The organism is Vibrio sp. R10-SG-ISO4, assembly GCF_059834135.1.
In genome coordinates, this window is record NZ_JCBDHJ010000020.1 from 134013 (window position 1) to 159267 (window position 25255).

The window sequence follows — 25255 nt, forward strand, 5'->3', positions numbered from 1 at the left end:
CGAGAATAATCCTAATACTCTCGGCAGCATAGAGAAAAATACCATGGACTGGAGTCAATTGACATGGGACCATTATGGCTAGATGTGGCGGGGTACGAACTGACCGCTGAAGACCGAGAAATTTTGCGCCATCCCACCGTCGGGGGCGTGATTCTGTTCACACGCAATTATCACGATAGCGAGCAGTTACAAGCGCTGACCGCGTCTATTCGACAGGCGGCGAAACGACCTATCTTGATCGGCGTGGACCAAGAAGGGGGCCGCGTACAGCGTTTTCGCGATGGGTTCTCTTCCATTCCCCACGCTCAAGCGTACGCCGAGCATAAGAATGGGGAGCAACTGGCCCGTTGGGGCGGCTGGCTGATGGCCGCTGAATTGATCGCGCACGATATCGATTTAAGTTTCGCGCCAGTTCTGGATAAAGGGCATGAATGCCGTGCGATTGGTAACCGGGCATTCGGTGACGATGTGGAGAGCATCATTCGTCATAGCCGAGCGTTTATGCAGGGGATGAAGACGCTAGGTATGGCCACGACAGGCAAACACTTCCCAGGCCATGGTGGTGTGATTGCTGACTCTCATCTTGAAACACCGATTGATGAGCGCAGTTCGATTTTTGAACTCGATATGCAAGTCTTTAAGGCGCACATCGACGCTGGAGTATTGGATGCCATGATGCCGGCGCACGTGATCTACCCTCACTATGACGATCAGCCCGCCAGCGGTTCACGTTATTGGTTGCAGCAGGTATTGCGTCAGCAACTGGGCTTTGATGGCATTGTCTTTTCTGATGATTTGACCATGGAAGGCGCAGCGGTTATGGGGGGGCCTGCACAGCGCGCGCAGCAATCGCTTCAAGCGGGGTGCGATATGGTTTTGGTGTGCAATCAGCGCGATGCACAAGTGCAAGTATTGGATGGCTTGACCATTCAGGCAGTGCCTAAGGCACACACGCTACTCAAAACCCAGCGATTTACGCTCAGTGAACTGACCCGGAGTGATGAGTGGAAGCAAGCCTCCGAAGCCATGAAGCGCATGCTGGATCAGTGAAAACCGAGCCGCTCTTTGAGTGTTTTTAAATAGCGGCGGCTGACTGGAATCGGGTAACCGCTAACGGTGTAGATCTCCGCAAGGCCGTTTTCGAGCAACTTGATCTCCTTGATGGTTTTCAAGTTGACGAGAAACTGGCGATGGCAGCGTACCAGCGGGGTTTTTTCTTCCAGCACCTTTAACGTCAATTGAGAGGTCGCTTTTTGATGCCGAGTTTGTACATGGACGCCCGAAATATCGCTGTAAGCAAATTCGACCTCTTGCGTTGGGATGATCACGATGCGGTTCAAACCGATACAGGGAATTTGACTCAGCGCCTCAGGCGCCAAAGCGGATGGGTGCGGGCGGGGCTCTGTGTGTTTAAGTCGTTTGATGGTTTTTCCCAAACGACAGGGCTCAACCGGCTTGAGTAAGTAGTCAAACGCATTGTCCTCAAACGCTTGAATGGCAAACTCATCATACGCGGTGACAAATACCACCTTGGGCATGGTGTCGGGGTCGAGCATGCTCAAAAGCTCAATCCCTGTGATTTGCGGCATTTGAATGTCGAGAAAGACCACATCTGGCCTCAATTGGTTGATCTTCTTTAGCCCCTCAATGGCATTGCTTGCTTCACCTATGACGGTCACACATTCCGTTTCTTCAAGCAATTGGGTCAGCTCTTCGCGGGCAAATCGCTCGTCATCAATGACTAGTGCTGTCAGCATGTATCGTCCTTACTCATCAATCCGCATTACTTATCAATCCGCATCGGTTCTACGCTACCTTCAAAGGGCGAGGTATGATAAAGCTCATTTGTGTTAATTGGTTGGGTTTTACCTCAATATTGAGCGCTGAACCACGGCCAAATTTACTGGTGAGCCGTTTATCGACAATTTGCATCCCTAATCCTAGGTGGCCTGGCTCGGGTTCTTGATAACTGCCGGCGTTGTCTTCCACCACAATCCTTTCGCCCTGTGGCGTTGTTTCGTTGTATATCCGCACATGCCCGCCCTCGAGCAAGTTTGAGATACCATGCTTGATCGCATTTTCCACCAAAGGCTGCAAAGTAAAGGTGGGGACTTGCAGATTGAGTAACGCGTCGTCAATGTCGATTTCCACTTCCAACCTATCATCAAAGCGCGCTTTCTCGATCGTTAGGTAGGCGTTGACGTGCGCGAGCTCCTCTTTGAGTGTCACACTGGCGATGTTTTGCTTGAGGTTACTGCGAAAGAACTGCGACAAATGCTGAATCAGTTCACGCGCCTTGGCTGGATCGCGACGGATAACGGCACTGATGGTGTTTAATGCATTAAACAGAAAGTGCGGATTGACCTGCGCGTGCAGCAGTTTGATTTCCGCCTGCGAGAGTAGAGTCTGTTTCTGTTGGTAATCACCGTAGAGGATCTGACTGGAGAGTAACTGCGCGATCCCTTTTGCCATCGTCATATTGATGGTGGAGAAGAGTTTGCGTTTGGGTTCATAGAGCTTAATCGTGCCGATCACCTTATCACCAGAGCGCAACGGGATGATCAAGGCGCTGCCCAGCTTGCATGTGGTTGAGAGCGAGCATTGATAAGGTCGCTCGCTGCCATCGAGGTAGATGATGCTGTTTTGGTTGATGGCGTCATAGGTGCTTTGTGAAGAGATCGGCGTTTGCGGTTTGTGGTGATCATCGCCAATACCGACAAACGCGAGGATTTTTTCATTATCGGTGATCGACACCGCGCCGACGTTGGTCTCTTCATAGACAATGCGGGCGATTTTTTCTGCGTTCTGACTGGTAAAACCGGAGGCGAGGATACCGACAGAGCGCTCGGCAATGTTTAATGCTCGGCGTGAAAACGTCGCCGAGTACTCCTCAAAGATGGTTTTGCGGTCGTGAAGGATGCTCATAAACAGGGCTGCCCCCACCGAGTTGGCGATGATCATAGGCGCAGCGATGGCCGAGACGAGTGTGTAAGCTTGATCAAAGGGTTTCGCCACAATCAAGATGATCACCATCTGCACTACCTCGGCGACCAAAGTAATGGCAAACACCACACTGGCGTTAAAAAGCTGCTCTCCGCGACCTTTACGCAGCAAATAGGTGTGGAGAAGACCACCAATAAGCCCCTCCGCCGTGGTGGAGATCGCGCAAGCTAAATCGGTAAAGCCACCTAACGTATATCGGTGTAGCCCCCCTGTGAGACCGACAAAAAAGCCAACAACAGGGCCGCCAAACAGACCCCCCATAACCGCACCAATGGCGCGCGTGTTCGCAATGGCATCATTGATTTGTAGACCAAAGTAGGTGCCCATAATGCAAAATAATGAGAAGAGAATGTAGACACTGACCTTGTGGCTCAGCCGACTTGAGATGCTAAGTAAAGGAAGAAAAATGGGTGTCTTGCTGAGCATATAAGCCAACACAAGATAGACACACATTTGTTGCAGCAAAGAGAGGATCAGGTCCATAACACACCGTACGTCTGTTTTTGTATAGTGTATATCGTAAGCCAGCGGAAAGGTATCGCCGAGGCGGAAAGGCATTCTTGATTTAGAATGACCGCTCCGTTCAGAAAGTAATGAGTGTATATAATTATTTACACTTTGTGTTTTTTATTGTTTACGGTTGCATTCTTTTTTTACTCTGTTATTTTGTCGTTATTGCTTTGTATAAGCACCCAAATAAGAATGAATGTAAACTTAAGTGTACGGTGAGCGAGATGAAAAAGAGTGAGTTAAGTAATATCAATATTACGGACGAGCAGGTCCTAATTACCCCTGAGCAGTTGAAAGAGAAGCTGCCGCTGAGTGACAAAGCGCGCCGTTTTATTCAAGAGTCTCGTCAAACCGTTGCCAACATTATCCATAAAAAAGATCACCGTCTATTGGTGGTGTGTGGTCCTTGTTCTATTCACGACGTCGATGCCGCAAAAGAGTACGCGCAGCGACTGAAAAAGCTCAATGAGCAACTCAGCGATCAACTCTACATTGTGATGCGTGTGTACTTTGAGAAGCCGCGCACGACCGTCGGCTGGAAAGGTTTGATCAATGACCCGCATCTTGACGGCTCTTTTGATATTGAACATGGCCTGCATGTAGGACGTCAACTGTTGGTGGAGCTGGCAGAGATGGAGATTCCACTGGCCACTGAAGCGCTCGACCCTATCAGCCCACAGTACCTCGCTGATACCTTCAGCTGGGCGGCGATCGGTGCCCGCACGACGGAATCTCAAACTCACCGTGAAATGGCCAGTGGCCTTTCGATGCCGATTGGCTTTAAAAACGGTACCGATGGCAGCCTGTCTACTGCCATTAACGCGATGCAAGCGGCCTCTTCAAGCCACCGTTTTATGGGCATCAACAGCGAAGGCCAAGTGGCGCTGCTTACCACACAAGGTAACCCGAATGGTCACGTGATCTTACGAGGCGGCAAACAGACCAATTACGATTCTGTCTCCGTAACGGAATGTGAGCAAGACATGGCAAAAGTGGGTCTTGACGCCTCGTTGATGGTGGATTGTAGCCACGCCAACTCTCGCAAAGATTTCCGCCGTCAACCACTGGTGGCGGAAGATGTGATTCACCAAATTCGTGAAGGCAACAAGTCAATTATTGGTTTGATGATTGAGAGTCACCTAAATGAAGGTAACCAGTCATCTGACATCCCGCTAAGTGAGATGAAATACGGCGTCTCTATCACGGATGCGTGTATCAATTGGGACGCAACTGAGGCACTATTACGTCACGCTCACAAAGAGCTGGTTCCATTTCTACAAGACCGCTTAGCGAAGTCATGCTTCGCAAGTTAAAAAGGGATACGAAGGGATATTGATGGCTGTAGAACTTAGCGGGTTGCGTGATGAGATTGACGCAGTCGATAAACAGATATTAGCTTTACTGGCGCAGCGCCTCGCATTAGTAGAGAAAGTGGGAGAGGTAAAAAGCCAGCACGGTTTGCCCATTTATGCGCCTGACCGCGAAGCGGCGATGTTGGCTTCCCGCCGAGCCGAAGCGGAAAAGATCGGGGTTCCTCCTCAGTTGATTGAGGACATTTTGCGCCGCACTATGCGTGAGTCCTACGCCAGTGAAAAAGACTCCGGCTTTAAGTGTTTGAACCCAGAGCTACGTTCGGTGGTGATCGTTGGTGGTAATGGTCAGCTTGGTCGTCTGTTTGGCCGCATGTTTACCTTGTCGGGCTATCACGTCAAAGTGCTTGGTAGTCAAGATTGGCCGAATGCGGACGAGATCCTCCACAACGCGGGCATGGTGGTCGTGACAGTGCCGATTCATCTCACTCAAGGGGTGATTGATAAACTGGGTAATCTGCCCCATGACTGTATTTTGTGCGATCTCACCTCGATTAAGTCTAAGCCGCTGCAAGCGATGATGGCGATTCACTCTGGCCCTGTCGTCGGTTTGCATCCGATGTTTGGTCCTGATGTGCCGAGTTTAGCCAAGCAGGTCATTGTCTATTGTGATGGTCGTGGTGAAGAGCAGTATCAGTGGCTGCTCAAGCAATTTTCAATTTGGGGCGCGAGTTTGTGCCAAATTGATGCCAAAGAGCACGATCAAGGCATGACCCTGATCCAAGCTTTGCGCCACTTTACTTCGTTTGCCTATGGCCTACACCTTAGCCGAGAAAATCCGAATTTGGACAAGCTACTGACGCTGAGCTCGCCGATTTACCGTTTGGAGTTGGCCATGGTTGGGCGATTGTTTGCGCAAGATCCCAACCTCTATGGCGACATCATCCTCTCTTCGCAAGAGAATATTGAGATGATTAAGCGCTTCCATCGCAGTTTCGGTGAGGCATTAGAAATTTTGGAAGGTAAGGACAAACAAGCGTTTGTCGACAGTTTTAACAAAGTGAGCGAGTGGTTTGGAGACCATTCTCAGCAGTTTATGAATGAGAGCCAAAATCTACTTAAGCAAGCGAACGATGCGATTCATCGTGGCTGAGCTACATTCTTGTTATAAAAAAAGCTGCCTAGGCAGCTTTTTTTGATCGCGTTGCATTTATCTGCACATCGACCACCCATGTACTTATTGCACGCTGGTGTGCTCAGGTTCCGAGTCGTCCGCTTTTACGGTATTGACCGAGTCATCAACGTACGGGCTTTGCGTCAAGCTCACTTGCAGTCTGACGGTGTTATCAATCAACTGTACCAGCGGAGCCCACTTCACTTTGTTCTCTTTTTCAAACAAGTAGTGGAAGTTGTCCGGGGTCCAATCCATGGTGTATTGCGGGTTGAGCGCTCGCCCTAAAAAGCGGATCTCGTAGTGCAAATGAGGACCCGTTGAGTTGCCAGAATTGCCACAAGTGGCGATCTGCTCGCCTTTGCTGACAAACTGACCGCTGCGTACTTTAAACTTGGCAAGGTGCGCGTAGGAGCTCATAAAGCCAAACGAGTGACGTAAGGTGAGGAAGTTACCAAACCCTTTGTTGCTCGGTCGCACGGTTTCTACCACACCATCGGCCGGTGAATAGATAGGCTGACCAGGTTTGCAGGTGAGATCTATCCCGGTGTGTGTATGGCGCTGCCCTGTAATGGGGTTTGTGCGCCTCCCGTAAGACGAGGAGACACGCAGGTACTCCATCGGTGAGTCATTGGGGATCAGACGAAACATCGTCGCACGCACCGCAGAGTCTATTGCTGCAGCATCAATACGGCTTTCCAGTGGGACTTCTTCCAGTGGTGTTTCTTGATTGTCATCAACCAAACCGAGCACCGCTTCCACATCGTACACGCGTCGACCCAATACGCTAATCTGAGTCTTCTTCGCTTCAAGCTCTTGCACCAACTGATGGGTTTCGTCTTGCTGCTGGCTGTAAAGCTGCTCGAGTTGACGCTTTTCTTCACTCACTGCTGCCAGTGCTTGCGTGAGCGCCGCTTGCTCGCTTTGGCTTGTTTGCCAGTAGGTGTATACACCAGTGCCTGCGGCCATGACACCTACAACCGCTAGGGCCAATGTGGTCGCGACAGCACGACGAGATAGGTAAAAACGCGAAATACCAGCCGGCGCTGGTATCGAAATAGTAATTTTGTTCGACATATGGGTTCTATTAGGCTTCTTCACCTAAATCGGATAAATGTTCAATATCCCTATGGAGAAGATCGTCATCCCCAACATTGAGTTCGACCAGGCGTTTTAGGTGTCCGATACTCTCAATATCAATATGATCGATCGCAAGACGGATGATATTGTTATTGAGTCCAACCACCTTGGCGACAAGTTGAATCTCGACATCACTCCCTGGAAGTGAAAATTGTACATTGACGTCCTCTTCGCGGCTCAGCGTCGAGGCAGCATCACATGCGAGTAATACACCGTGCAAAGAAAGATCACGAATTGATGCGTCAATACGATGCGATCCTTGAACTAACACGGCAGGGGCTTGATAAACCACCCGTGAAAATCGGCGACGTTCTTTCATCTGTTGCTTCTCCCATGACTATGTGTTGAGTCTAGCAGACAAGCGATAAAGACAAACCCTCGACCCTTCTCATTGTTGACCTACTCAACAGAATATTTTGCCCATCAGGCCCAATGCTCTGAGATGGCGCGAACCATCAGTGAGTCGCTATCGTCCTCAATATGAAAGGCCGCTAATCTTAGCGGCCTTTGGGTAAAGATCAAGCGGTAATCGATTACTTGGCGATACGCTTGTACTTGATACGGTGTGGTTCGGCTGCTTCAGGCCCCAAGGTCTTTTTCAGCCATTCCATGTATTCCGTGTAGTTGCCTTCGTAGAAGTTCACTTGGCCTTCATCACGGTAATCAATGATGTGCGTAGCGATACGGTCAAGGAACCAACGGTCGTGCGAGATCACCATGGCACAGCCAGGGAATTCAAGCAGCGCTTCTTCCAATGCTCGTAGGGTTTCCACGTCGAGGTCGTTGGTTGGCTCATCGAGAAGCAACACGTTGCCGCCCGCTTTAAGCAGTTTCGCTAAGTGGACACGGTTGCGCTCACCACCCGACAACTCGCCAATCACTTTCTGCTGATCGCTGCCTTTAAAGTTAAAGCGAGAGCAGTACGCGCGAGCAGGGATTTCGAAGTTGTTGATCTTGATGATATCCGCGCCTTCCGAAATCTCTTGGTAGACGGTTTTCGAATCGTCCATCGAGTCACGGAACTGATCGACGGATGCCAACTTGACGGTTTCACCCATTTCGATAGTGCCTGAATCTGGTTGCTCTGCACCACTCAACATCTTAAACAGCGTTGATTTACCCGCACCGTTGGCACCGATGATGCCGACAATCGCCCCTTTTGGCATGCTGAACGACAGGTCATCAATCAATACGCGGCCGTCGAACGACTTGCTCAGGTTAGAGACTTCAATCACCTTGTCGCCAAGACGCTCACCTGGTGGAATAAACAGCTCGTTGGTTTCGTTACGCTTTTGGCGATCGCCGCTTTGCAGCTCTTCAAAGCGAGCCATACGCGCCTTAGACTTCGATTGACGGCCTTTCGGGTTTTGACGAACCCACTCCAGCTCTTTCTCAATGGTCTTTTGACGTGCTTTCTCTTGTGACGCTTCTTGTTGCAGACGCGCGTCTTTTTGCTCTAGCCATGAGGTGTAGTTACCTTGCCATGGAATACCTTCACCACGGTCCAATTCAAGGATCCAACCTGCGGCGTTGTCGAGGAAGTAACGGTCGTGGGTAATCGCCACAACGGTGCCAGTGTAATCGACAAGGAAACGCTCTAGCCACGCGACGGATTCGGCATCCAAGTGGTTGGTCGGTTCGTCGAGCAGCAGCATATCTGGCTTAGAAAGAAGTAGGCGACAAATCGCCACACGGCGGCGTTCACCACCCGATAGATGAGCAATTTTTTGATCCCACTCAGGCAGACGCAGTGCATCCGCGGCGCGCTCCAGCGCGTTTTCGAGGTTGTGGCCTTCTTTGGCTTGAATCAGCGCTTCTAGCTCACCTTGCTCTTTTGCGAGGGCATCGAAATCCGCATCGGGTTCTGCGTAAGCCGCGTAGACTTCGTCCAGACGCTTCATTGCGCCAGCGACATCAGATACCGCCTCTTCGACGATTTCACGTACCGTTTTCGATTCATCGAGCACAGGTTCCTGTGGCAGGTAGCCGACATTCAGGCCCGGTTGTGGACGCGCTTCACCATCGATGTCGGTATCAATACCCGCCATGATGCGTAGTAGGGTCGACTTACCAGCACCATTGAGGCCCAAAACACCGATTTTTGCGCCAGGGAAAAAGCTCAGAGAGATGTCTTTAAGAATTTGTCGCTTTGGTGGCACCACTTTGCTCACGCGCGACATGGTATATACGTATTCAGCCATTGCCGATCGTTCCTAACTATTCAATCTACGTAACTCGTCATTTTATACCAAGCGAACGCGTTTTGTTACTCCCGAGAGGGAGGAAATCGGTTCAACGTCAGTCAAGCCTTGCCACTCAATGTCACTATTGTGTGAATTTATTATTATTTACATCTGAGCTCTTTACAGCAGGGGGGAGGATCGAGTTAATTTAGAGAGAGGTTTTCCCTTCAAGGATGAGGCTTTATGACGCTGAGCGATTCCCGTTTGTTGTCCTACTTTTCTCGAACCGCGGTCTGGTTTTGTGCGGTTGTGGGCAGCGCCACTTATGCTACTTCAGCGGTAGCCGACCTCGCCACTCAGCGAGCGTTGTACGATCAAGCACAAGATTTGCTCGATGAGAAAAAGGTTGATGATTATCAGGCTCTAAGGCCCGACATCGCCGACTATCCCTTAACGCCCTACGTCGATTATCGCGCTTTCTTAGTCAACATTGGAAATCGCTCCTCCGCAGAGGTGAACCAGTTTATTGAGCGCTATAAAACGCTGCCTTTTTCTGGGCGTATCAGCGCACCGTATTTGGACGCCTTAGCCAAAGATAACCAATGGCAGCGCTTTCTTGAATTTCAGACAGCGCTGCCGAGAGGCGAGAGTTATCAGTGTCACTATTACTGGGCTCATTACCAAACAGGCAACAAAGCGTTAGCATGGCAAGGCGCGAAAACGCTATGGCGATCCGGTTCCAGTATTGCGGATGCGTGTGACCCGCTTTTTGCCGCTTGGGATACGCATGGCCAACGCAGTGATCGTGATGTGCTCGATCGGGTATTACTCGTGTTTGACTCTGGAAATGGCAGCTTACTCAACTACTTGGTCAAGCAACTTGAGAGTGAGCAAGCCAAAATAGCAGGACAACGAGCGCAATCGCTGTTTCGCGATCCCGCAACCTTGGCAAAGGCGGCAGCGCAGTTTCCTGATGAACCGTTTTATCATCAGTTAGTTAGTAGCGGCATGAAAAAGCTCGCGCGTCGTGACGTTGTCAAAGCGCAGCAAGAGTACAGTGACGTGATAGCGGCAGTGTCGCTACCCACCGAATCTCAGCAGAATTTGGCCGATTTTATTGCTTTTCGTTTGATGAATCGTGACGAGCCGGAGCTGATCGCGTGGCGTGATGATGTGATAGCGCACAGTGCTAACCTCTCTTTGCTCGAGCGGCGCATCCGTTTGGCGATAGGTGAAGATGACTGGCCAGCGGTCAGTCGTTGGCTTGATGCACTACCTGTGAGTTATCAAGAGACACTCCGCTGGCAATATTGGCGCGCGAGAGCGGAAATGGCCGCCGGTCAAATGAGCCAAGCGAATCAGCGTTTAGAGGCTATTGTTGGTCAGCGAAACTTCTACAGCGTGGCAGCCGCGCAAGCGCTTCAGCGTTCGATTGTCTATCCCACCTCCACCATTACATTGGCGCCCGAGCTGGTTGAGCCGTTTGAGACGACTCTCGTGCGGATCGAGGAGTTGATTGATCGCGATAAAATTACCGCGGCCAAAAGTGAGTGGCGATGGCTGCTTGGGCGGGTCAATAAATCGCAGCGAGAGATGCTGGCCGCTTATGCATCGTTCAAAGGTTGGCACCATTTGACCGTTACTGCCAGTATTCAGGCCAAAATGTGGGATAACCTAGAAATTCGTTTCCCGATTGCGCATCGCTGGTGGTTCAACTTCTATGGCGATAAGCACAACATTGATCCTATCACCCTAATGTCACTGGCCCGCCAAGAGAGTGCGATGGATGTTGAGGCCCGTTCGCCGGTCGGTGCACGCGGCATTATGCAGATCATGCCGTCCACGGCCAAATACACGGCGAGAAAATATCAGTTAACTTATCAAGGCAGTGCGGATCTGTACGAAGTGGGCAAAAACATCGAAATCGGCAGCCATTACCTAAAAGGGCTGCTTGACGATTACGACCATAACCGCATTCTGGCGTTTGCGGCGTATAATGCGGGGCCGAATCGAGTCAAAACATGGCGTGAGCGCAGTGACGGTAAGCTGGACGTGTTCGCTTTTATTGAAGCGATCCCCTTTAAGGAAACGCGCGGCTATGTGCAAAATATTTTGATGTTTGAAACTTACTATCGTGAAGTGTTGGGTGAGGACGGACACTTTTTGAGCCAAAAAGAGCTGCAAGCGAAGTACTGAGACCGTGACGCTTGAATCCAAAGGTAAAGCTTGGGAATATTGACGCTATCAATGGTCGTACTGAAGTAAACGCAATGGAACCAGAGTACAAAGAGTGGCAACAGATCCTAGACCTTGTCGCCAAAAGCAGTGAGTCTCATCAGCATGAGATGCTACTGACGATGCTGCTGACGCCCGATGAAAGGGAAGCGTTGGTCGCGCGGGTCAATATTTTCCGTGAGTTACTGAAGGGGGAATTGTCACAGCGTCAAATCAGTCAGATGCTGGGGGTAGGGGTAGCTACCATCACGCGCGGCTCGAATGAACTCAAATCCAAATCCGCGCAAGATAAAGCCGCGTTAGCGGCTCTGCTCGAGCGCGGTGAGACCGATTAAGACTCCCTACCACTCACCGGGAAGTGGTCTGGATTCATAAATGGGATGAGCGCCAAAACAAGCGCTTGATGGTACACGGAGCTGCGCGTCAACAAATCGTGGGTCAGTAGGCTGATAGCGCCGCCTTTTTGCTTAATGTTTTCAGTGCCAAAGACCTCATCCATCACATCGCCAAGTTCATTGGCGTCTTTGAGCTTGTCAAGGACCACCGGTGGCAACATCAAGCTCGCTGAACGCGATTCGCCGCGTTGTTGTTGAGACTCAATCACCATCCATGCAAAGGTCACTTGTCCTTCAATACCGGCTTCTAGCCCAACATAGAAATCCGCATCTGCTACTGCCTGCTTGGCGTTGGTCACACGTTGGCGAGCACCTTGGTACGTCTCTTGATTGCTCATCGGTTGGTCAGCGACGCCGCTTGGCACGCTAACGCCAGAGAATTCAAACGATTGGTTTGGAAACGAGGCAAGAAACGCACTTTTTACCGCGTTGATCTTCGCCGGGTTAAGCGAAGCGACAATAACCTTCTTCACGGTCATCAATAACCTCTTCTGGTGCTAAGTGGATTAGGCTGAGCTGCGCTAAGGTCAAAGGCGGAGACAAGTAATAGCCTTGCATATAGTCACATTCATAACTGGCTAGCCACTCGTGATCCTCTTGCGTCTCAATGCCCTCAGCGGTGACTATCATAGATTGTGAGTGGCAAAGATCAACCAAGGGTTTGATCACTTTACGGTTATCGGTTTTGACTAGCGTGGCTAAGAACTCTTTATCAAGCTTGATCTTTTGCACTGGGTACTCGACCAGTTGAACGATGGAGGTATAGCCAGAGCCAAAGTCATCAATGGCGAGCTTAAAGCCCATAATTGACAACTCATGAAGCAGTAGATAGCTCTGGGAGTCTGAGGCAAAGGTCTCGGTAATTTCAAAATCGATCAAGCTAGGAATCACGTGATACTTATCGCTCATTGTCTGAATAAACTGGGCGAGTTGTAACGAGTCGAGTTCTGCTGACGACAGGTTTATAGAGACTTGAACCGGGCCGTCAAAGCTACTCTGAATATCGGCAAAGTCTTTGAAAGCTTCTTCAATCACCCAACGATCAATACTGCCAAATAGGCCGGTTTGCTCAGAGATTGGAATAAACTCACTGGGTTCGACCCGCCCCAACTTAGGCGATTCCCAGCGCAGCAGCGCTTCGACCCCGCGAATTTCACTGCCATCGCGATTGTAATAGGGCTGATAGAGCAAAGTGAACTCTTTGTCGTACTCACCACTGCGCAGCGCGCGCTCAATTTTCTCTTTGCGTCGTACCACGTCATCGAGCGCTTTCGAGTAAGGTGCCACTTGGTTTTTGCCGGCTCGTTTGGCTTGATACATGGCCGTGTCGGCATTGGAGAGTAACTTGGCCAAGTCTTTACCATCATCGGGGTAGGAGGCGATACCAATACTGGCCGTGATTGGGAAAGAGCCCAAAGGGGAGTGAGTATGGCTTTGAATCGGTTGCAAAATCGCGTTGGCGATGTAGGTCGCGTAATCGCCTCGTCTGCCAGCGGCAATAAATATGGCAAATTCATCACCAGAAAGGCGAGAGGCGAGGGACTTGACGCCAAAATTGCTTTCCAGTTGGTCGCACAGCGTTTTCAGGTGCTGGGCGAAATTGACCAGTAGCGTATCGCCGATGTGATGGCCGTACTTGTCATTGACGTACTTGAAGTTATCGAGGTCTATGTAAAGAATCCATGCGTGAGTGACGGCCAGAGTATTGGAAAGGCTGCGTTCAACGCACATCTGAAATTGGTAGCGGTTGGCCAACTGAGTTAAATGATCGTTCTCTGCCATCGCCTTGGTTTTTTGATAGCTCGAATCGAGCTCACGATACATGTCGTAAAAACGCATCGACAAGCGACCAATTTCGTTGTCACTGCCCAACCTGTCGATGTTGTGTCGCTTGTGTTGCTCCACCTCTTGCAATTGGTGATCAAGGCGGGTGATGGGACGAATGACATGTCGATAAAGTAAAAACAGTAAGATCAGCACGGTAACCAAAGAGGACGCACCAAACGAGAGCAGTAGCTTATGTTCGATTTTGGCCAATTTTTCGGTCAGTAGATAGTGCGCTGGGTCAAGCACGGCGAACAAGCCATGTTTAAGCTCGACCGACTGGGTTAAACCAGACTTAAAAATGGGCTTGGGGGCATAGAAAATGCTGCTGTCGTTATCAAATTCGATGATGTGTTTGAGCTGATCATATTTGTCGAGTGTCAAAGCCACCACGACAAAAAATACCCGCTCCTTGTTATAACTCAACGGCACATTGAGGGTGCTTTGGTCGAGCACATCATAACGAATCAGAATGCTTTGGCCTTGGAAGTTTTTTGCAAACCCTAGATGGCGCGTTTGGCCGCTATTGTTGTAGGTCTGCTCAACATAGTCGCGCACGTTGTCATCGAGCGTTGCGAACGGGTCGGATTGGTTGTCCGAATAGAACTCCACGTTTTGTTCGCTATCGAGAATCGCGACGGCAATCGAATCATCGTCGCTGGTTTGCAGCTGCTTGACGGATAGCTGCAAATTGCTGATCAGATTCATTTCTCGATAGGGGTTTTCGGGTTGGGTCAGGTAGTAACGGATGATGTCGCTTTTGGTCAATGAAAGTGAGTAGCTGTTGAGTAATGCAACGGAGTGACGAAAGTGACCGGCGAGCTTTTCCATCGTGAGTTGCAGATAACTGTTCTCACGTTTAATTAGCGCATCTTTTTGGTTGACGTAGATGCTATAGCTAGATACCGCCGCGCTCATCAGCACCACGGGGGCAACCAGCAGTAGGACTCTAGTGCTGAGCTTCATGACGTTTGAGAATACTATTAATAATTTTTGCCCTTAGGCTTATGTTGGCCGCGGTGAGCTCGCTGTCGATCAGCGCCCCGTCGACCCTGCTTGATTCTGGAAATAATGATGCATCATTTATGTACCATTCTGGCAACAGTTTCAATGCACTTAAGTTGGGCGTTGCAGCTTTAATATCTGTTGCATTTATTGCAGCAACATTGGGATCCATCAGGAAATTCACAAAGGCTTTGGCGGCGTCTTTGTTGGTGCTGCTTTTCGGAATCGCCAGACAGTCGACCCAAATGAACAGCTGTCCTTCAGGGATCACAAAGCCCCATTTCCCTTCACCGTAGAATCGATTGAGAGAATATTGATCTCCGCTGTAGGCTAGCGCCATGTCCAGTGCGTTAGCATCCGCTTGGCTACGGATATAGCTGAGGATGTACTCAAAGGTCAGCACTCGGTCACTAAATTCAATTAACTGTGGGTATGCCTTTTGTAATGTGTCCGGGTTGTCTTCGATCGGAGAGAGACCAAGCGCATAAAACAGCGGAAGAAAGCTTTCGATGCTGTCGTTGATCATGCCGATCTTACCTTCGTGCTCTTGGGGCGGGTAGACGAAGTCATGCCATGTTGCGGGAGGATGGTCCACCGCCGAGTGCCGAAATGCAATGCCCACCGTCCCCCAAAAGTAAGGAACGGCATGGGGGCCGCAGACTTGATTCCATTTCGCCGCATTATGTTGACGGTTGGGGAGGTCAGCTAGGTCCTCAAACATGTTGAGGCGACCATAGATTTGCGCAGAGACGTTATCAAGTACGACAACATCAAACGGCAACTGGTCTGTGCGGAGCATTAATAAACTGCGTTTGTCGTCATTGTCAAAATGGTCAAGGCGCAGCGGGGTAGAGCTTTGTTGTTGCCATTGGTCAATCACGTTCGGGGACAAGGTGTCCTCCCACATGTAGAGATTGAGTGGATTGGCGTACGTAATGGCGCTACAAAAGAGCGGAGCAATGAATGAATAAAGAGCGAGCCTCATAACTGACTTTATTGAGTTGATGAATGAAAGTCAGCGGGTGCTGACACCTTGCTATGCAACTTAATGTACTCATAGTATGAGCATTTGCACTAGGTGTCAGCTTTAATCGTCAATTTATTGATTAGGCTGTGAGCAAAGTTACAGCAATTTCACTTGTGTAGGTTTGACATTTTCACTCGGATAGCAGCCCAACACTTTAAGATGTTTGGTAATCCGAGTGAGTTCGTTCAGGGCTTGCTGCATTTCTTGAGAGTCCAGATGCGCCTCGAGATCGACGTAGAACATCTCCTCCCAAGGGTTGCCCATGATAGGCCTTGATTCCAATTTGTTCATGTTGATGCCGTAGCGTTGCAGCACTAGTAGGGTTTCCACCAGGGAGCCCGCTTGCTGAGACGTGGACATGATCAAAGTGGTTTTTGCCGGAATTTGCGCCGACACTTCGACAGGCTTACGCGCAACAACGATAAAGCGAGTGTGGTTCTCGGTTTGATTGGCAATGTTGCCTTGAATTGCTTGAAGGCCATACAACTTACCGCTCGAAGCATTCCCGATGGCAGCGACGTCGCGTCGGTTCATTTCTTGAACTTTTTGCATCGCATCGGCCGTGCTCGCGCAAGACTCTAGCTTAACGCCTTTCAGACGGCTCAAAAACTCGCTGCATTGCTGGTGGGGCTGTGGGTGAGAGTACAAGGTTTTGATCTCTTCTAAGCGGATGTCCTGCGTGGCCACCAAGCAGTGCTCAATCGGTAATGTCAGCTCACCGACAATATAGAGAGTGGTGTGTTGTAGTAAGTCATACACCTCATTGATAGAGCCTGAACTGGTGTTTTCAATCGGAAGTACGCCATAGTCTGCATGACCGGACTCCACAGTGTTTGCCACTTCTTTAAAGTGATCGCAGTTTAATTCAATTAACTCAGTGTTTTTACGGCTGAAGTATTCTCGGCTCGCGAGGTGGGAGTAGGAGCCCTTGGCACCAAGAAAAGCAACCCGAGCCAACGGTTTGCGGCTCAGTTCTGGGTTAGCGAGGTTTTGTAGATACGATTGCTGGAGGAGTACAGAGTCTTCAATGATGGTGTGAAACAGTTTGGTGATGTATTGCGCATCGAGCTGATACTTCTCTTTGCCATTATTGATGAGCTTAACCAGCAACTGCTGCTCGCGTACGGCGTCACGCACTGGTTTGGATGTTTGAACTTTACTCTTCGCAACCTCAATGCTCATCTCACGGCGTTCAGAAAGGAGTTTAAGCAGTTGGTCGTCGAGTTCGTTTAAGCGTAAACGAATGTCATCAAGTGAGTATTTTTGTTCAGTCATCCTAGTATTCCTTATAAAAAAAGCCTCCCGATGGGAGGCTTTCTGTTCGTTTTTGACTTGTTTTTAAAAACGAGCGAGCCTCCAGTCTAGTGGAGAAAAAACAAGTCAAAAAAGAACAGTGGTGAACGGTGCATAAAAGTCGATTCCAAATGAATGTTCAACCACAATAAGCAACGGAGTATGGAGCGTCAAGCAAAAAAATAGCGCCCGCCGGGCGCTATTCTCAAATCTTCTCAGTCTGCTGATTACTCTTCGACTTCTTCCAGTTGTGGCTTGTCCGTACGACGTGCCTCAGGTTTGTGGCGGAGTTTATTAAGCTGTCGTTCTAATTTCTGTTCTACCTCGTTAACGGCAGCGTACAAATCTTCATGGGTAGCAGAAGCGATAAGTTGGCCTTTAGGAACCGTGATGATAGCCTCGAATTTTTTCTGTTTATTCGGTTCTTCACTAAAGGTGGCTTGGCAACCGATAATGTCTACTTGCCATTTTTCTAGCTTCTGGAACTTGCTCTCAATGTGATTGCGGATTGCAGAGGTGATGTCGATGTTTTTACCAGTGATGTTTACTTTCATAGATGCTTTCCTCTGTGTCATCCCTCATGGGTTAACTCCAGATTACTCACCGCAGGTATAAATAAAGTGATCTAAATCACTATTGTGTAGGCTATTTTTTGGATTAAATTCAAACGTGATCTAACTCAAAGAGTCGATTCATCACCGCTCAAAAAAGCTTGTTTAACCATAAAAACTCATTAGATTGGAAGAGGAAACACGCTAAAAATCATCCGCTTTTTAGGGACGGTTTACGGTCAAAATAAATCATTGGTTGCATTTTAATCGCATCAATAGTGTGACATCGCGCTCTCTTTCTCTTCTTCTCTCGATTTTCCTGATACACCTCTGACGACAGCCAGCGTACCCATCATCGTATTCTTCTCATTCACTTTGCTTGCTCTCACTATGTAATCTGAAGGAAAAACTGTGGTTTGAAGAAACAAAAACGCCGCGCAAGTTGCGCGGCGAGTAGAGAAGAGAACGGATGGCTTAAGAATCCGGATTGAGCTCGATTAGCGCCTCAGTTCGCTTCACGGCATCCTCTAATCCGAGTTGTTGATAGGCTTCAAGCTGAATCTGCAATGATTTGCGAGCGGCTTCAGTATCAGGATAAGTACGCTGCAACTCTTGGGTACGGTTGATGGCGGCAATCCATGCCTCGCGGCGAAGGTAGAAATCCGCGGTCGCTAAATCGTAGTTGGCGAGGCGATTTTTGAGCGCGTACATGCGTTTTTGAGAGTCTGCTGCGTATGGGCTGTTTGGGTAACGCTCAAGAAGACGCTTAAAGTCTGCGAATGCTTTTTTCACCGGCTCAGGATCTCGGTCACTACGATCGATATTGAGCAGATCATGCATAAAGTTGCGATCTTGCGCCATGTGAGAGAGTCCGCGCATGTAGAGGACCCAGTCCAATTTCTCATGGGTTGGGTTCAAACGCGTAAAGCGCTCTATGGTCGCCAAACCGAGCGCCAAGTCATCGTTTTTGTAGTAAGCGTAAATAAGGTCTAGCTGAACCTGCTCTGAGTAAGCGCCGAATGGATAACGTGAATCTAGAGCTTCAAGTTGCTCAATAGCGGTGAGCCAGTTCCCGCTTTGCAAAGAAAGTTGCGCTTCAGAATACAGTTCTGATGGTGGCACATCAGGAACGATCTCCTCGCTGCTCGAGCAGCCAACCAATATGGATAATGCCAATAAGCCAGATAATGTATGCTGTTTCATGTCAGGATTCGATTCCTTGAATTAAATATTTAGTACGCCGCCGTTACTTTCTAAGCGGTAACGGATACAATGGCGCTTATTTTTTCATAGTAGAGACTATTAGTCTCACAGTTTTTAAAAAAGTTCGATATGGCTCAGCAGATTGAATTAACCAATACAGTAAAAGATAGCCAGCTAGGTCAACGCCTCGATCAGGCGATTGCCGAATTGTTTGCCGATTTTTCGCGCTCACGTCTAAAAGAGTGGTTACTCGAAGGCAAAGTGAGTGTGGACGGCCAAGTGGTCACCAAGCCGCGCACCAAAGTGATGGGCGGTGAAGAGATCACCTTACAAGCGGAACTCGAAGACGAAGAACGTTGGGAAGCGCAAGATATTCCTCTGGATATCGTTTATGAAGATGACGATATTATCGTGATCAACAAACCGCGTGACTTTGTGGTTCACCCAGGTGCTGGTACGCCAGATGGCACTGTGCTCAACGCGTTACTGCATCACTACCCAGCGATTGCGGAAGTGCCTCGTGCCGGGATCGTTCACCGCTTGGACAAAGACACCACGGGCCTTATGGTGGTGGCGAAAACGGTCCCAGCGCAAACGCGGCTGGTTCGTGCTCTGCAAAAGCGCAATATTACTCGTGAGTATGAAGCGATCGCGATTGGTCGTATGACCGCGGGCGGTAAGGTCGAGCAGCCGATTGGCCGACACTCAACCAAACGCACACTGATGGCCGTGAGCCCAATGGGGAAACCTGCGGTGACGCATTACCGCGTGGCCGAGCATTTCCGCGAACACACGCGCATTCGCTTGCGTTTGGAGACCGGACGTACACACCAAATTCGTGTTCATATGTCGTACTTGCAGCACCCGCTATTGGGTGACACCGCTTATGGTGGCCGCGCTCGCATTCCTTCTGGCGCAACCCAAGAGCTAACGGAGAAAATCCGTGGTTTTGATCGTCAAGCATTGCATGCGGTCATGTTGCGTTTTGCGCATCCGATCACCGGTGAGGAGCTCGAGTTTCATGCGCCTGTTCCTGATGACATGGTTGAGATGACCCTAGCGCTTCGCCTGGATGCTCAAACCCACGGTGTGGAAGAAGAGATTTAAATGTCTATGATCATCCCCAACTGGCCAGCGCCAGCGAACGTAAAAGCGTTTGCCTCAACTCGAGAGGGGGGCGTTTCTATGCCTCCTTATCAAGGGTTGAATGTGGGGATGCATGTCGGAGACGATCCTGAGTTGGTGGTGCAAAACCGCCAATGGTTGATGGCGCATTCAGGCATGCCGTCGGCGCCGGTTTGGCTCAACCAGACCCACTCTACCCATGTTGTGACGCTCGACTCGGCGACCGATACGGTTTTGGATGCCGATGGGGCGTTGACTCGACAAACCGGCATCGTATGCAGTGCGATGACCGCCGATTGTTTGCCGGTGCTGCTGACCAATCGTGAGGGTACAGAGGTTGCCGCGGTGCATGCAGGGTGGCGAGGCTTACTTGACGGGATTGTTGAGAATGCGGTGCGCTTGATGAGTGGCGAATTGATGGCCTGGATTGGTCCTGCGATCAGCGTTGAGGCGTTTGAAGTAGGTCAAGAGGTCCGTGATCAATTTGTTGCTCATGATTCACAAGCCCAAACGGCGTTTTTACCTGGCCGACAACCTGGCAAGTACATGGCGGATATGAATCGCCTTGTTGAACAGCGCCTTCAATCGGTCGGCGTGATGGCCATCTATCAAAGCGGGCTGTGTACCTATCGTGATGCTGACCGTTTTTACTCCTACCGACGCGATGGCTTGACAGGTCGACAAGCCAGTTTTATTTGGCTTGAATCATAATCCCACCTGTTTATTAGGGAAACTCCTCCCTGCTACCTTGAAATTGCCCTTGTGCGTATCCATCTTTCTTTATGATGAATGTCGTTCACCTCATTTGAGTTAGGAAGGTAGGTATGCGTCTTGACAGATTTACGAGCAAATTCCAAATCGCGATATCTGACGCCCAATCGTTGGCGCTCGGCCGCGACCATCAATACATAGAACCCGTTCACCTAATGGTAGCGCTGATGGATCAGGACGGTAGCCCGATTCGTCCTTTGCTCACCATGCTCAACGTGGACGTGATGCATCTACGCTCAAAATTGAGTGAAATTCTTGACCGCTTGCCCAAAGTCAGTGGCATTGGCGGTGATGTGCAATTGTCGAGCGCAATGGGCACGCTGTTTAACCTGTGTGACAAAGTGGCGCAAAAGCGTAAAGATGCGTACATCTCATCAGAAATTTTCTTGCTGGCGGCGATCGAAGACCGCGGCCCACTTGGCAGTTTGCTTAAAGAGCAAGGTCTTACTCAAGAAAAAATCGCTGCAGCGATAGATAAGATTCGCGGTGGACAAACCGTCAACGACCCCAATGCCGAAGAGTTACGCCAAGCGTTAGAGAAATTCACGATTGATCTCACCGAGCGTGCCGAGCAAGGCAAGCTTGACCCGGTGATAGGCCGTGATGATGAGATACGTCGCACCATTCAAGTCTTGCAGCGCCGCACAAAAAACAACCCGGTGATCATTGGTGAACCTGGTGTGGGTAAAACCGCCATCGTTGAAGGGTTGGCACAACGTATCATCAATAACGAAGTGCCAGAGGGATTGCGTGGGCGCCGAGTACTCTCCTTGGATATGGGCGCACTGGTTGCAGGGGCTAAATACCGTGGTGAGTTCGAAGAGCGTTTGAAATCCGTCCTTAATGAATTGTCTAAAGAAGAGGGGAACATCATCCTCTTTATTGATGAGATTCATACCATGGTGGGTGCGGGTAAAGGCGAAGGTTCAATGGATGCCGGTAACATGCTTAAACCCGCGTTGGCTAGAGGCGAGTTGCATTGTGTCGGGGCAACCACCTTAGATGAGTACCGCCAATACATCGAAAAAGATCCTGCGCTTGAACGACGCTTTCAAAAAGTGCTGGTGGATGAACCGTCAGTGGAAGATACCGTGGCTATCTTACGCGGTTTAAAAGAGCGCTATGAGTTGCATCACCATGTGGAAATTACTGACCCTGCTATTGTGGCGGCGGCGAGTCTCTCGCATCGATACGTATCGGATCGCCAATTGCCTGACAAAGCGATCGACTTAATTGATGAAGCCGCATCCAGTATTCGAATGCAGATTGACTCGAAACCCGAGTCGCTCGATAAGTTGGAACGTAAAATCATTCAACTTAAAATTGAGCAACAAGCGCTGACCAACGAACACGATGAAGCCAGTGAGAAGAGATTGCAGATCCTCAATGAAGAGTTGAGTGAAAAAGAGCGAGAGTTTGCTGAGCTGGAAGAGGTGTGGAACGCAGAAAAAGCGGCCTTATCGGGTACTCAACACATTAAAGGGGAACTCGAGCAAGCGAGAATGGATATGGAATTTGCCCGCCGTGCGGGTGATTTAAACCGCATGTCTGAGTTGCAATATGGCCGAATCCCAGAGTTAGAGAAGCAGCTTGATTTGGCAACCCAAGCCGAAATGCAGGAGATGACACTGCTACGCAATAAGGTCACCGACAATGAAATTGCCGAGGTGTTGTCAAAACAGACGGGCATTCCTGTGTCGAAGATGCTTGAAGCAGAGAAAGAAAAACTGCTGCGAATGGAAGATGTTTTGCATAAGCGTGTGATTGGCCAGACTGAAGCTGTTGAAGTGGTATCGAATGCGATTCGCCGCAGTCGCGCGGGCTTATCCGATCCGAACAAACCGATTGGTTCGTTTCTATTCTTGGGGCCAACCGGTGTCGGTAAAACCGAGCTGTGCAAAACCCTAGCGAACTTTATGTTCGACAGTGAAGACGCCATGGTTCGTATCGATATGTCCGAGTTCATGGAGAAACACTCTGTGGCTCGTCTTGTTGGTGCGCCTCCGGGTTATGTGGGCTATGAAGAAGGCGGCTACCTAACAGAAGCGGTGCGTCGTAAACCTTATTCGGTCATCTTATTGGATGAAGTGGAGAAGGCTCACCCTGATGTGTTTAACATCCTGCTTCAAGTATTAGATGATGGACGATTGACGGATGGACAAGGTCGCACGGTCGATTTTCGTAACACCGTTGTCATCATGACATCTAACCTTGGCTCTGCTCGCATCCAAGAAAGTTTTGGTCAGGTCGATTATGAGGGCATGAAGCAGCAAGTGATGGAGGTGGTCAGCAAACATTTCCGCCCAGAGTTTTTAAACCGTGTGGACGAAAGCGTGGTGTTCCACCCATTAGGTGCAGATCATATCAAGTCAATTGCTTCAATTCAGTTAGCGAGACTGTCTGCTCGCATGGAAGAAAAAGGCTTTATGCTTGAGGTGTCTGACAAAGCGCTCGATCTCATTGCTCAAGTTGGGTTTGACCCTGTCTATGGTGCAAGACCATTGAAACGGGCGATACAACAGAGCGTTGAAAACCCGCTAGCGAAATCTATCCTCGCGGGTGAGGTGATACCAGATAAACCCGTGAAGCTGGTGGTGAGTCACGATCAAATTATTGCTCACCAGTAACTTTCCTCTAACAGAAGGGCCGAAACGGCCCTTTTTGCTGCTATTTAAATCGCATCGGTCAAAGCTTGAGCGAACGACGCAAATATTACGACTTTTTTCTAAATGCCTCTTGCCTCGATGCGATTCCTGCCTATAATGCGCCTCCGTTGGCACGGAAAAGCATACGATGCAATCGAGCCAATAGGTCGAAGAAACGCGATGAAAATTAGTTTCTGAAATTAAGCGAAAAGTGTTTGACACTAAAAGTTAAATCGCTAAAATGGCCGTCCGTTTCGAGTGAGCCTAACGGCAAGTGAGAAGCACCTAGCTCTTTAACAATATAAACCTATCAATCTGTGTGGGCGCTCGTTGATGATAATCCAATTAGAAGCTTAGGCTTCAAATTAGGTTTCAATGAACTGAGTGACCATCTGAATGACTTTCCTTGTTAAGGAGCGGCATTCAAGCACAGTCAATTCAAGCTTTCTAGGAACTAGCTTCTAGTCACTAGGAACTTATCAGTATTCATTGAGCCGACAAAATCTTAAATTGAAGAGTTTGATCATGGCTCAGATTGAACGCTGGCGGCAGGCCTAACACATGCAAGTCGAGCGGAAACGACTTAACTGAACCTTCGGGGAACGTTAACGGCGTCGAGCGGCGGACGGGTGAGTAATGCCTGGGAAATTGCCCTGATGTGGGGGATAACCATTGGAAACGATGGCTAATACCGCATAATAGCTTCGGCTCAAAGAGGGGGACCTTCGGGCCTCTCGCGTCAGGATATGCCCAGGTGGGATTAGCTAGTTGGTGAGGTAAGGGCTCACCAAGGCGACGATCCCTAGCTGGTCTGAGAGGATGATCAGCCACACTGGAACTGAGACACGGTCCAGACTCCTACGGGAGGCAGCAGTGGGGAATATTGCACAATGGGCGCAAGCCTGATGCAGCCATGCCGCGTGTATGAAGAAGGCCTTCGGGTTGTAAAGTACTTTCAGCAGTGAGGAAGGTTCATGCGTTAATAGCGTATGGATTTGACGTTAGCTGCAGAAGAAGCACCGGCTAACTCCGTGCCAGCAGCCGCGGTAATACGGAGGGTGCGAGCGTTAATCGGAATTACTGGGCGTAAAGCGCATGCAGGTGGTTTGTTAAGTCAGATGTGAAAGCCCGGGGCTCAACCTCGGAATTGCATTTGAAACTGGCAGACTAGAGTACTGTAGAGGGGGGTAGAATTTCAGGTGTAGCGGTGAAATGCGTAGAGATCTGAAGGAATACCGGTGGCGAAGGCGGCCCCCTGGACAGATACTGACACTCAGATGCGAAAGCGTGGGGAGCAAACAGGATTAGATACCCTGGTAGTCCACGCCGTAAACGATGTCTACTTGGAGGTTGTGGCCTTGAGCCGTGGCTTTCGGAGCTAACGCGTTAAGTAGACCGCCTGGGGAGTACGGTCGCAAGATTAAAACTCAAATGAATTGACGGGGGCCCGCACAAGCGGTGGAGCATGTGGTTTAATTCGATGCAACGCGAAGAACCTTACCTACTCTTGACATCCAGAGAACTTTCCAGAGATGGATTGGTGCCTTCGGGAACTCTGAGACAGGTGCTGCATGGCTGTCGTCAGCTCGTGTTGTGAAATGTTGGGTTAAGTCCCGCAACGAGCGCAACCCTTATCCTTGTTTGCCAGCACTTCGGGTGGGAACTCCAGGGAGACTGCCGGTGATAAACCGGAGGAAGGTGGGGACGACGTCAAGTCATCATGGCCCTTACGAGTAGGGCTACACACGTGCTACAATGGCGCATACAGAGGGCGGCGAACTTGCGAGAGTAAGCGAATCCCAAAAAGTGCGTCGTAGTCCGGATTGGAGTCTGCAACTCGACTCCATGAAGTCGGAATCGCTAG

At 49.7% G+C, this 25255-nt stretch carries 18 protein-coding genes, 1 rRNA gene, 1 pseudogene and 1 other annotated feature; of the genes and pseudogenes, 9 read left to right on the forward strand and 11 right to left on the reverse strand.

Annotated elements, in window-relative coordinates:
- Positions 1-45 precede the first annotated feature (45 nt).
- Positions 46-1050: pseudogene (nagZ, locus tag AC6R03_RS15475) on the forward strand (beta-N-acetylhexosaminidase); the annotation flags it as partial.
- Here nagZ and btsR read toward each other — a convergent pair.
- Together btsR and AC6R03_RS15485 are read right to left on the reverse strand one after the other, a co-directional pair.
- Positions 1044-1757 carry a two-component system response regulator BtsR gene (gene btsR, locus AC6R03_RS15480; protein ID WP_500630090.1) on the reverse strand — a complete coding sequence of 238 codons (714 nt, stop codon included), beginning with the start codon at positions 1755-1757 and terminating at the stop codon, positions 1044-1046. The pseudogene nagZ and the gene btsR sit on opposite strands and share 7 nt — an antisense overlap.
- Before the next feature lie 49 nt (positions 1758-1806).
- On the reverse strand, positions 1807-3486 hold the full coding sequence (locus tag AC6R03_RS15485) for a LytS/YhcK type 5TM receptor domain-containing protein (protein WP_500630089.1): 1680 nt from the start codon (positions 3484-3486) through the stop codon (positions 1807-1809).
- A gap of 251 nt (positions 3487-3737) precedes the next feature.
- Here AC6R03_RS15485 and AC6R03_RS15490 point away from each other — a divergent pair, with 251 nt between their 5' ends.
- Positions 3738-4826 (forward strand): 3-deoxy-7-phosphoheptulonate synthase, encoded by a 1089-nt coding sequence (locus tag AC6R03_RS15490; protein ID WP_500627984.1) that lies wholly within the window; start codon positions 3738-3740, stop codon positions 4824-4826.
- Positions 4827-4848: 22 nt separating this feature from the next.
- Positions 4849-5976: a bifunctional chorismate mutase/prephenate dehydrogenase gene (tyrA, locus tag AC6R03_RS15495; protein ID WP_500630088.1), complete on the forward strand. Its 1128-nt coding sequence runs from the start codon at positions 4849-4851 to the stop codon at positions 5974-5976.
- 84 nt (positions 5977-6060) lie between these two features.
- Here the strand turns inward: tyrA and AC6R03_RS15500 are convergent, their stop codons facing one another.
- From AC6R03_RS15500 to ettA, 3 genes are all read right to left on the reverse strand, one after another.
- Positions 6061-7071: a M23 family metallopeptidase gene (locus tag AC6R03_RS15500; protein ID WP_487901869.1), complete on the reverse strand. Its 1011-nt coding sequence runs from the start codon at positions 7069-7071 to the stop codon at positions 6061-6063.
- A 10-nt stretch (positions 7072-7081) separates the two neighbouring features.
- The gene (locus tag AC6R03_RS15505) at positions 7082-7453 is read right to left on the reverse strand and encodes a PilZ domain-containing protein (protein ID WP_487901870.1); all 372 of its coding nucleotides are present in this window, start codon (positions 7451-7453) and stop codon (positions 7082-7084) included.
- A 214-nt stretch (positions 7454-7667) separates the two neighbouring features.
- Positions 7668-9335 (reverse strand): energy-dependent translational throttle protein EttA, encoded by a 1668-nt coding sequence (gene ettA, locus AC6R03_RS15510; RefSeq protein ID WP_334554083.1) that lies wholly within the window; start codon positions 9333-9335, stop codon positions 7668-7670.
- A 225-nt stretch (positions 9336-9560) separates the two neighbouring features.
- Between ettA and sltY the strand changes: the two genes are divergently transcribed.
- Positions 9561-11513 carry a murein transglycosylase gene (gene sltY, locus AC6R03_RS15515; protein ID WP_500630087.1) on the forward strand — a complete coding sequence of 651 codons (1953 nt, stop codon included), beginning with the start codon at positions 9561-9563 and terminating at the stop codon, positions 11511-11513.
- 74 nt (positions 11514-11587) lie between these two features.
- Positions 11588-11887 (forward strand): trp operon repressor, encoded by a 300-nt coding sequence (gene trpR / locus AC6R03_RS15520; protein WP_334554086.1) that lies wholly within the window; start codon positions 11588-11590, stop codon positions 11885-11887.
- Here trpR and yjjX read toward each other — a convergent pair.
- The 6 genes from yjjX to AC6R03_RS15550 all read right to left on the reverse strand — a co-directional run bounded on the left by yjjX (position 11884) and on the right by AC6R03_RS15550 (position 18850).
- Complete coding sequence (yjjX, locus tag AC6R03_RS15525; RefSeq protein WP_487901872.1) at positions 11884-12420, reverse strand: inosine/xanthosine triphosphatase; 537 nt, start codon at positions 12418-12420, stop codon at positions 11884-11886. The two genes, trpR and yjjX, sit on opposite strands and share 4 nt — an antisense overlap.
- The gene (locus AC6R03_RS15530) at positions 12392-14737 is read right to left on the reverse strand and encodes a putative bifunctional diguanylate cyclase/phosphodiesterase (RefSeq protein WP_500630086.1); all 2346 of its coding nucleotides are present in this window, start codon (positions 14735-14737) and stop codon (positions 12392-12394) included. The genes yjjX and AC6R03_RS15530 overlap by 29 nt, the downstream gene beginning before the upstream one ends.
- Positions 14721-15761, reverse strand: coding sequence for a polyamine ABC transporter substrate-binding protein (locus tag AC6R03_RS15535; RefSeq protein WP_500630085.1), 1041 nt, complete (start codon positions 15759-15761; stop codon positions 14721-14723). Before AC6R03_RS15535 ends, AC6R03_RS15530 begins: the two co-directional genes overlap by 17 nt.
- A 138-nt stretch (positions 15762-15899) precedes the next feature.
- On the reverse strand, positions 15900-17078 hold the full coding sequence (gene pheA, locus AC6R03_RS15540; RefSeq protein ID WP_334554092.1) for a prephenate dehydratase: 1179 nt from the start codon (positions 17076-17078) through the stop codon (positions 15900-15902).
- Positions 17079-17091: 13 nt separating this feature from the next.
- Positions 17092-17209 (reverse strand) — a sequence feature (Phe leader region).
- Between the two features lie 114 nt (positions 17210-17323).
- Positions 17324-17650 carry a ribosome hibernation-promoting factor, HPF/YfiA family gene (gene hpf / locus AC6R03_RS15545; RefSeq protein WP_487901925.1) on the reverse strand — a complete coding sequence of 109 codons (327 nt, stop codon included), beginning with the start codon at positions 17648-17650 and terminating at the stop codon, positions 17324-17326.
- A 471-nt stretch (positions 17651-18121) separates the two neighbouring features.
- On the reverse strand, positions 18122-18850 hold the full coding sequence (locus AC6R03_RS15550) for an outer membrane protein assembly factor BamD (RefSeq protein WP_334554096.1): 729 nt from the start codon (positions 18848-18850) through the stop codon (positions 18122-18124).
- Between the two features lie 129 nt (positions 18851-18979).
- On the opposite strand from AC6R03_RS15550, the gene rluD reads away from it, so the two are divergent.
- The 4 genes from rluD to AC6R03_RS15570 all read left to right on the forward strand — a co-directional run.
- Complete coding sequence (gene rluD / locus AC6R03_RS15555) at positions 18980-19957, forward strand: 23S rRNA pseudouridine(1911/1915/1917) synthase RluD (RefSeq protein ID WP_500627977.1); 978 nt, start codon at positions 18980-18982, stop codon at positions 19955-19957.
- Between the two features lie 6 nt (positions 19958-19963).
- On the forward strand, positions 19964-20686 hold the full coding sequence (gene pgeF, locus AC6R03_RS15560; RefSeq protein WP_500630138.1) for a peptidoglycan editing factor PgeF: 723 nt from the start codon (positions 19964-19966) through the stop codon (positions 20684-20686).
- Positions 20687-20799: 113 nt separating this feature from the next.
- Positions 20800-23373 (forward strand): ATP-dependent chaperone ClpB, encoded by a 2574-nt coding sequence (clpB, locus tag AC6R03_RS15565; protein ID WP_500630084.1) that lies wholly within the window; start codon positions 20800-20802, stop codon positions 23371-23373.
- 525 nt (positions 23374-23898) lie between these two features.
- A 16S ribosomal RNA gene (locus AC6R03_RS15570) occupies positions 23899-25255 on the forward strand; the annotation flags it as partial.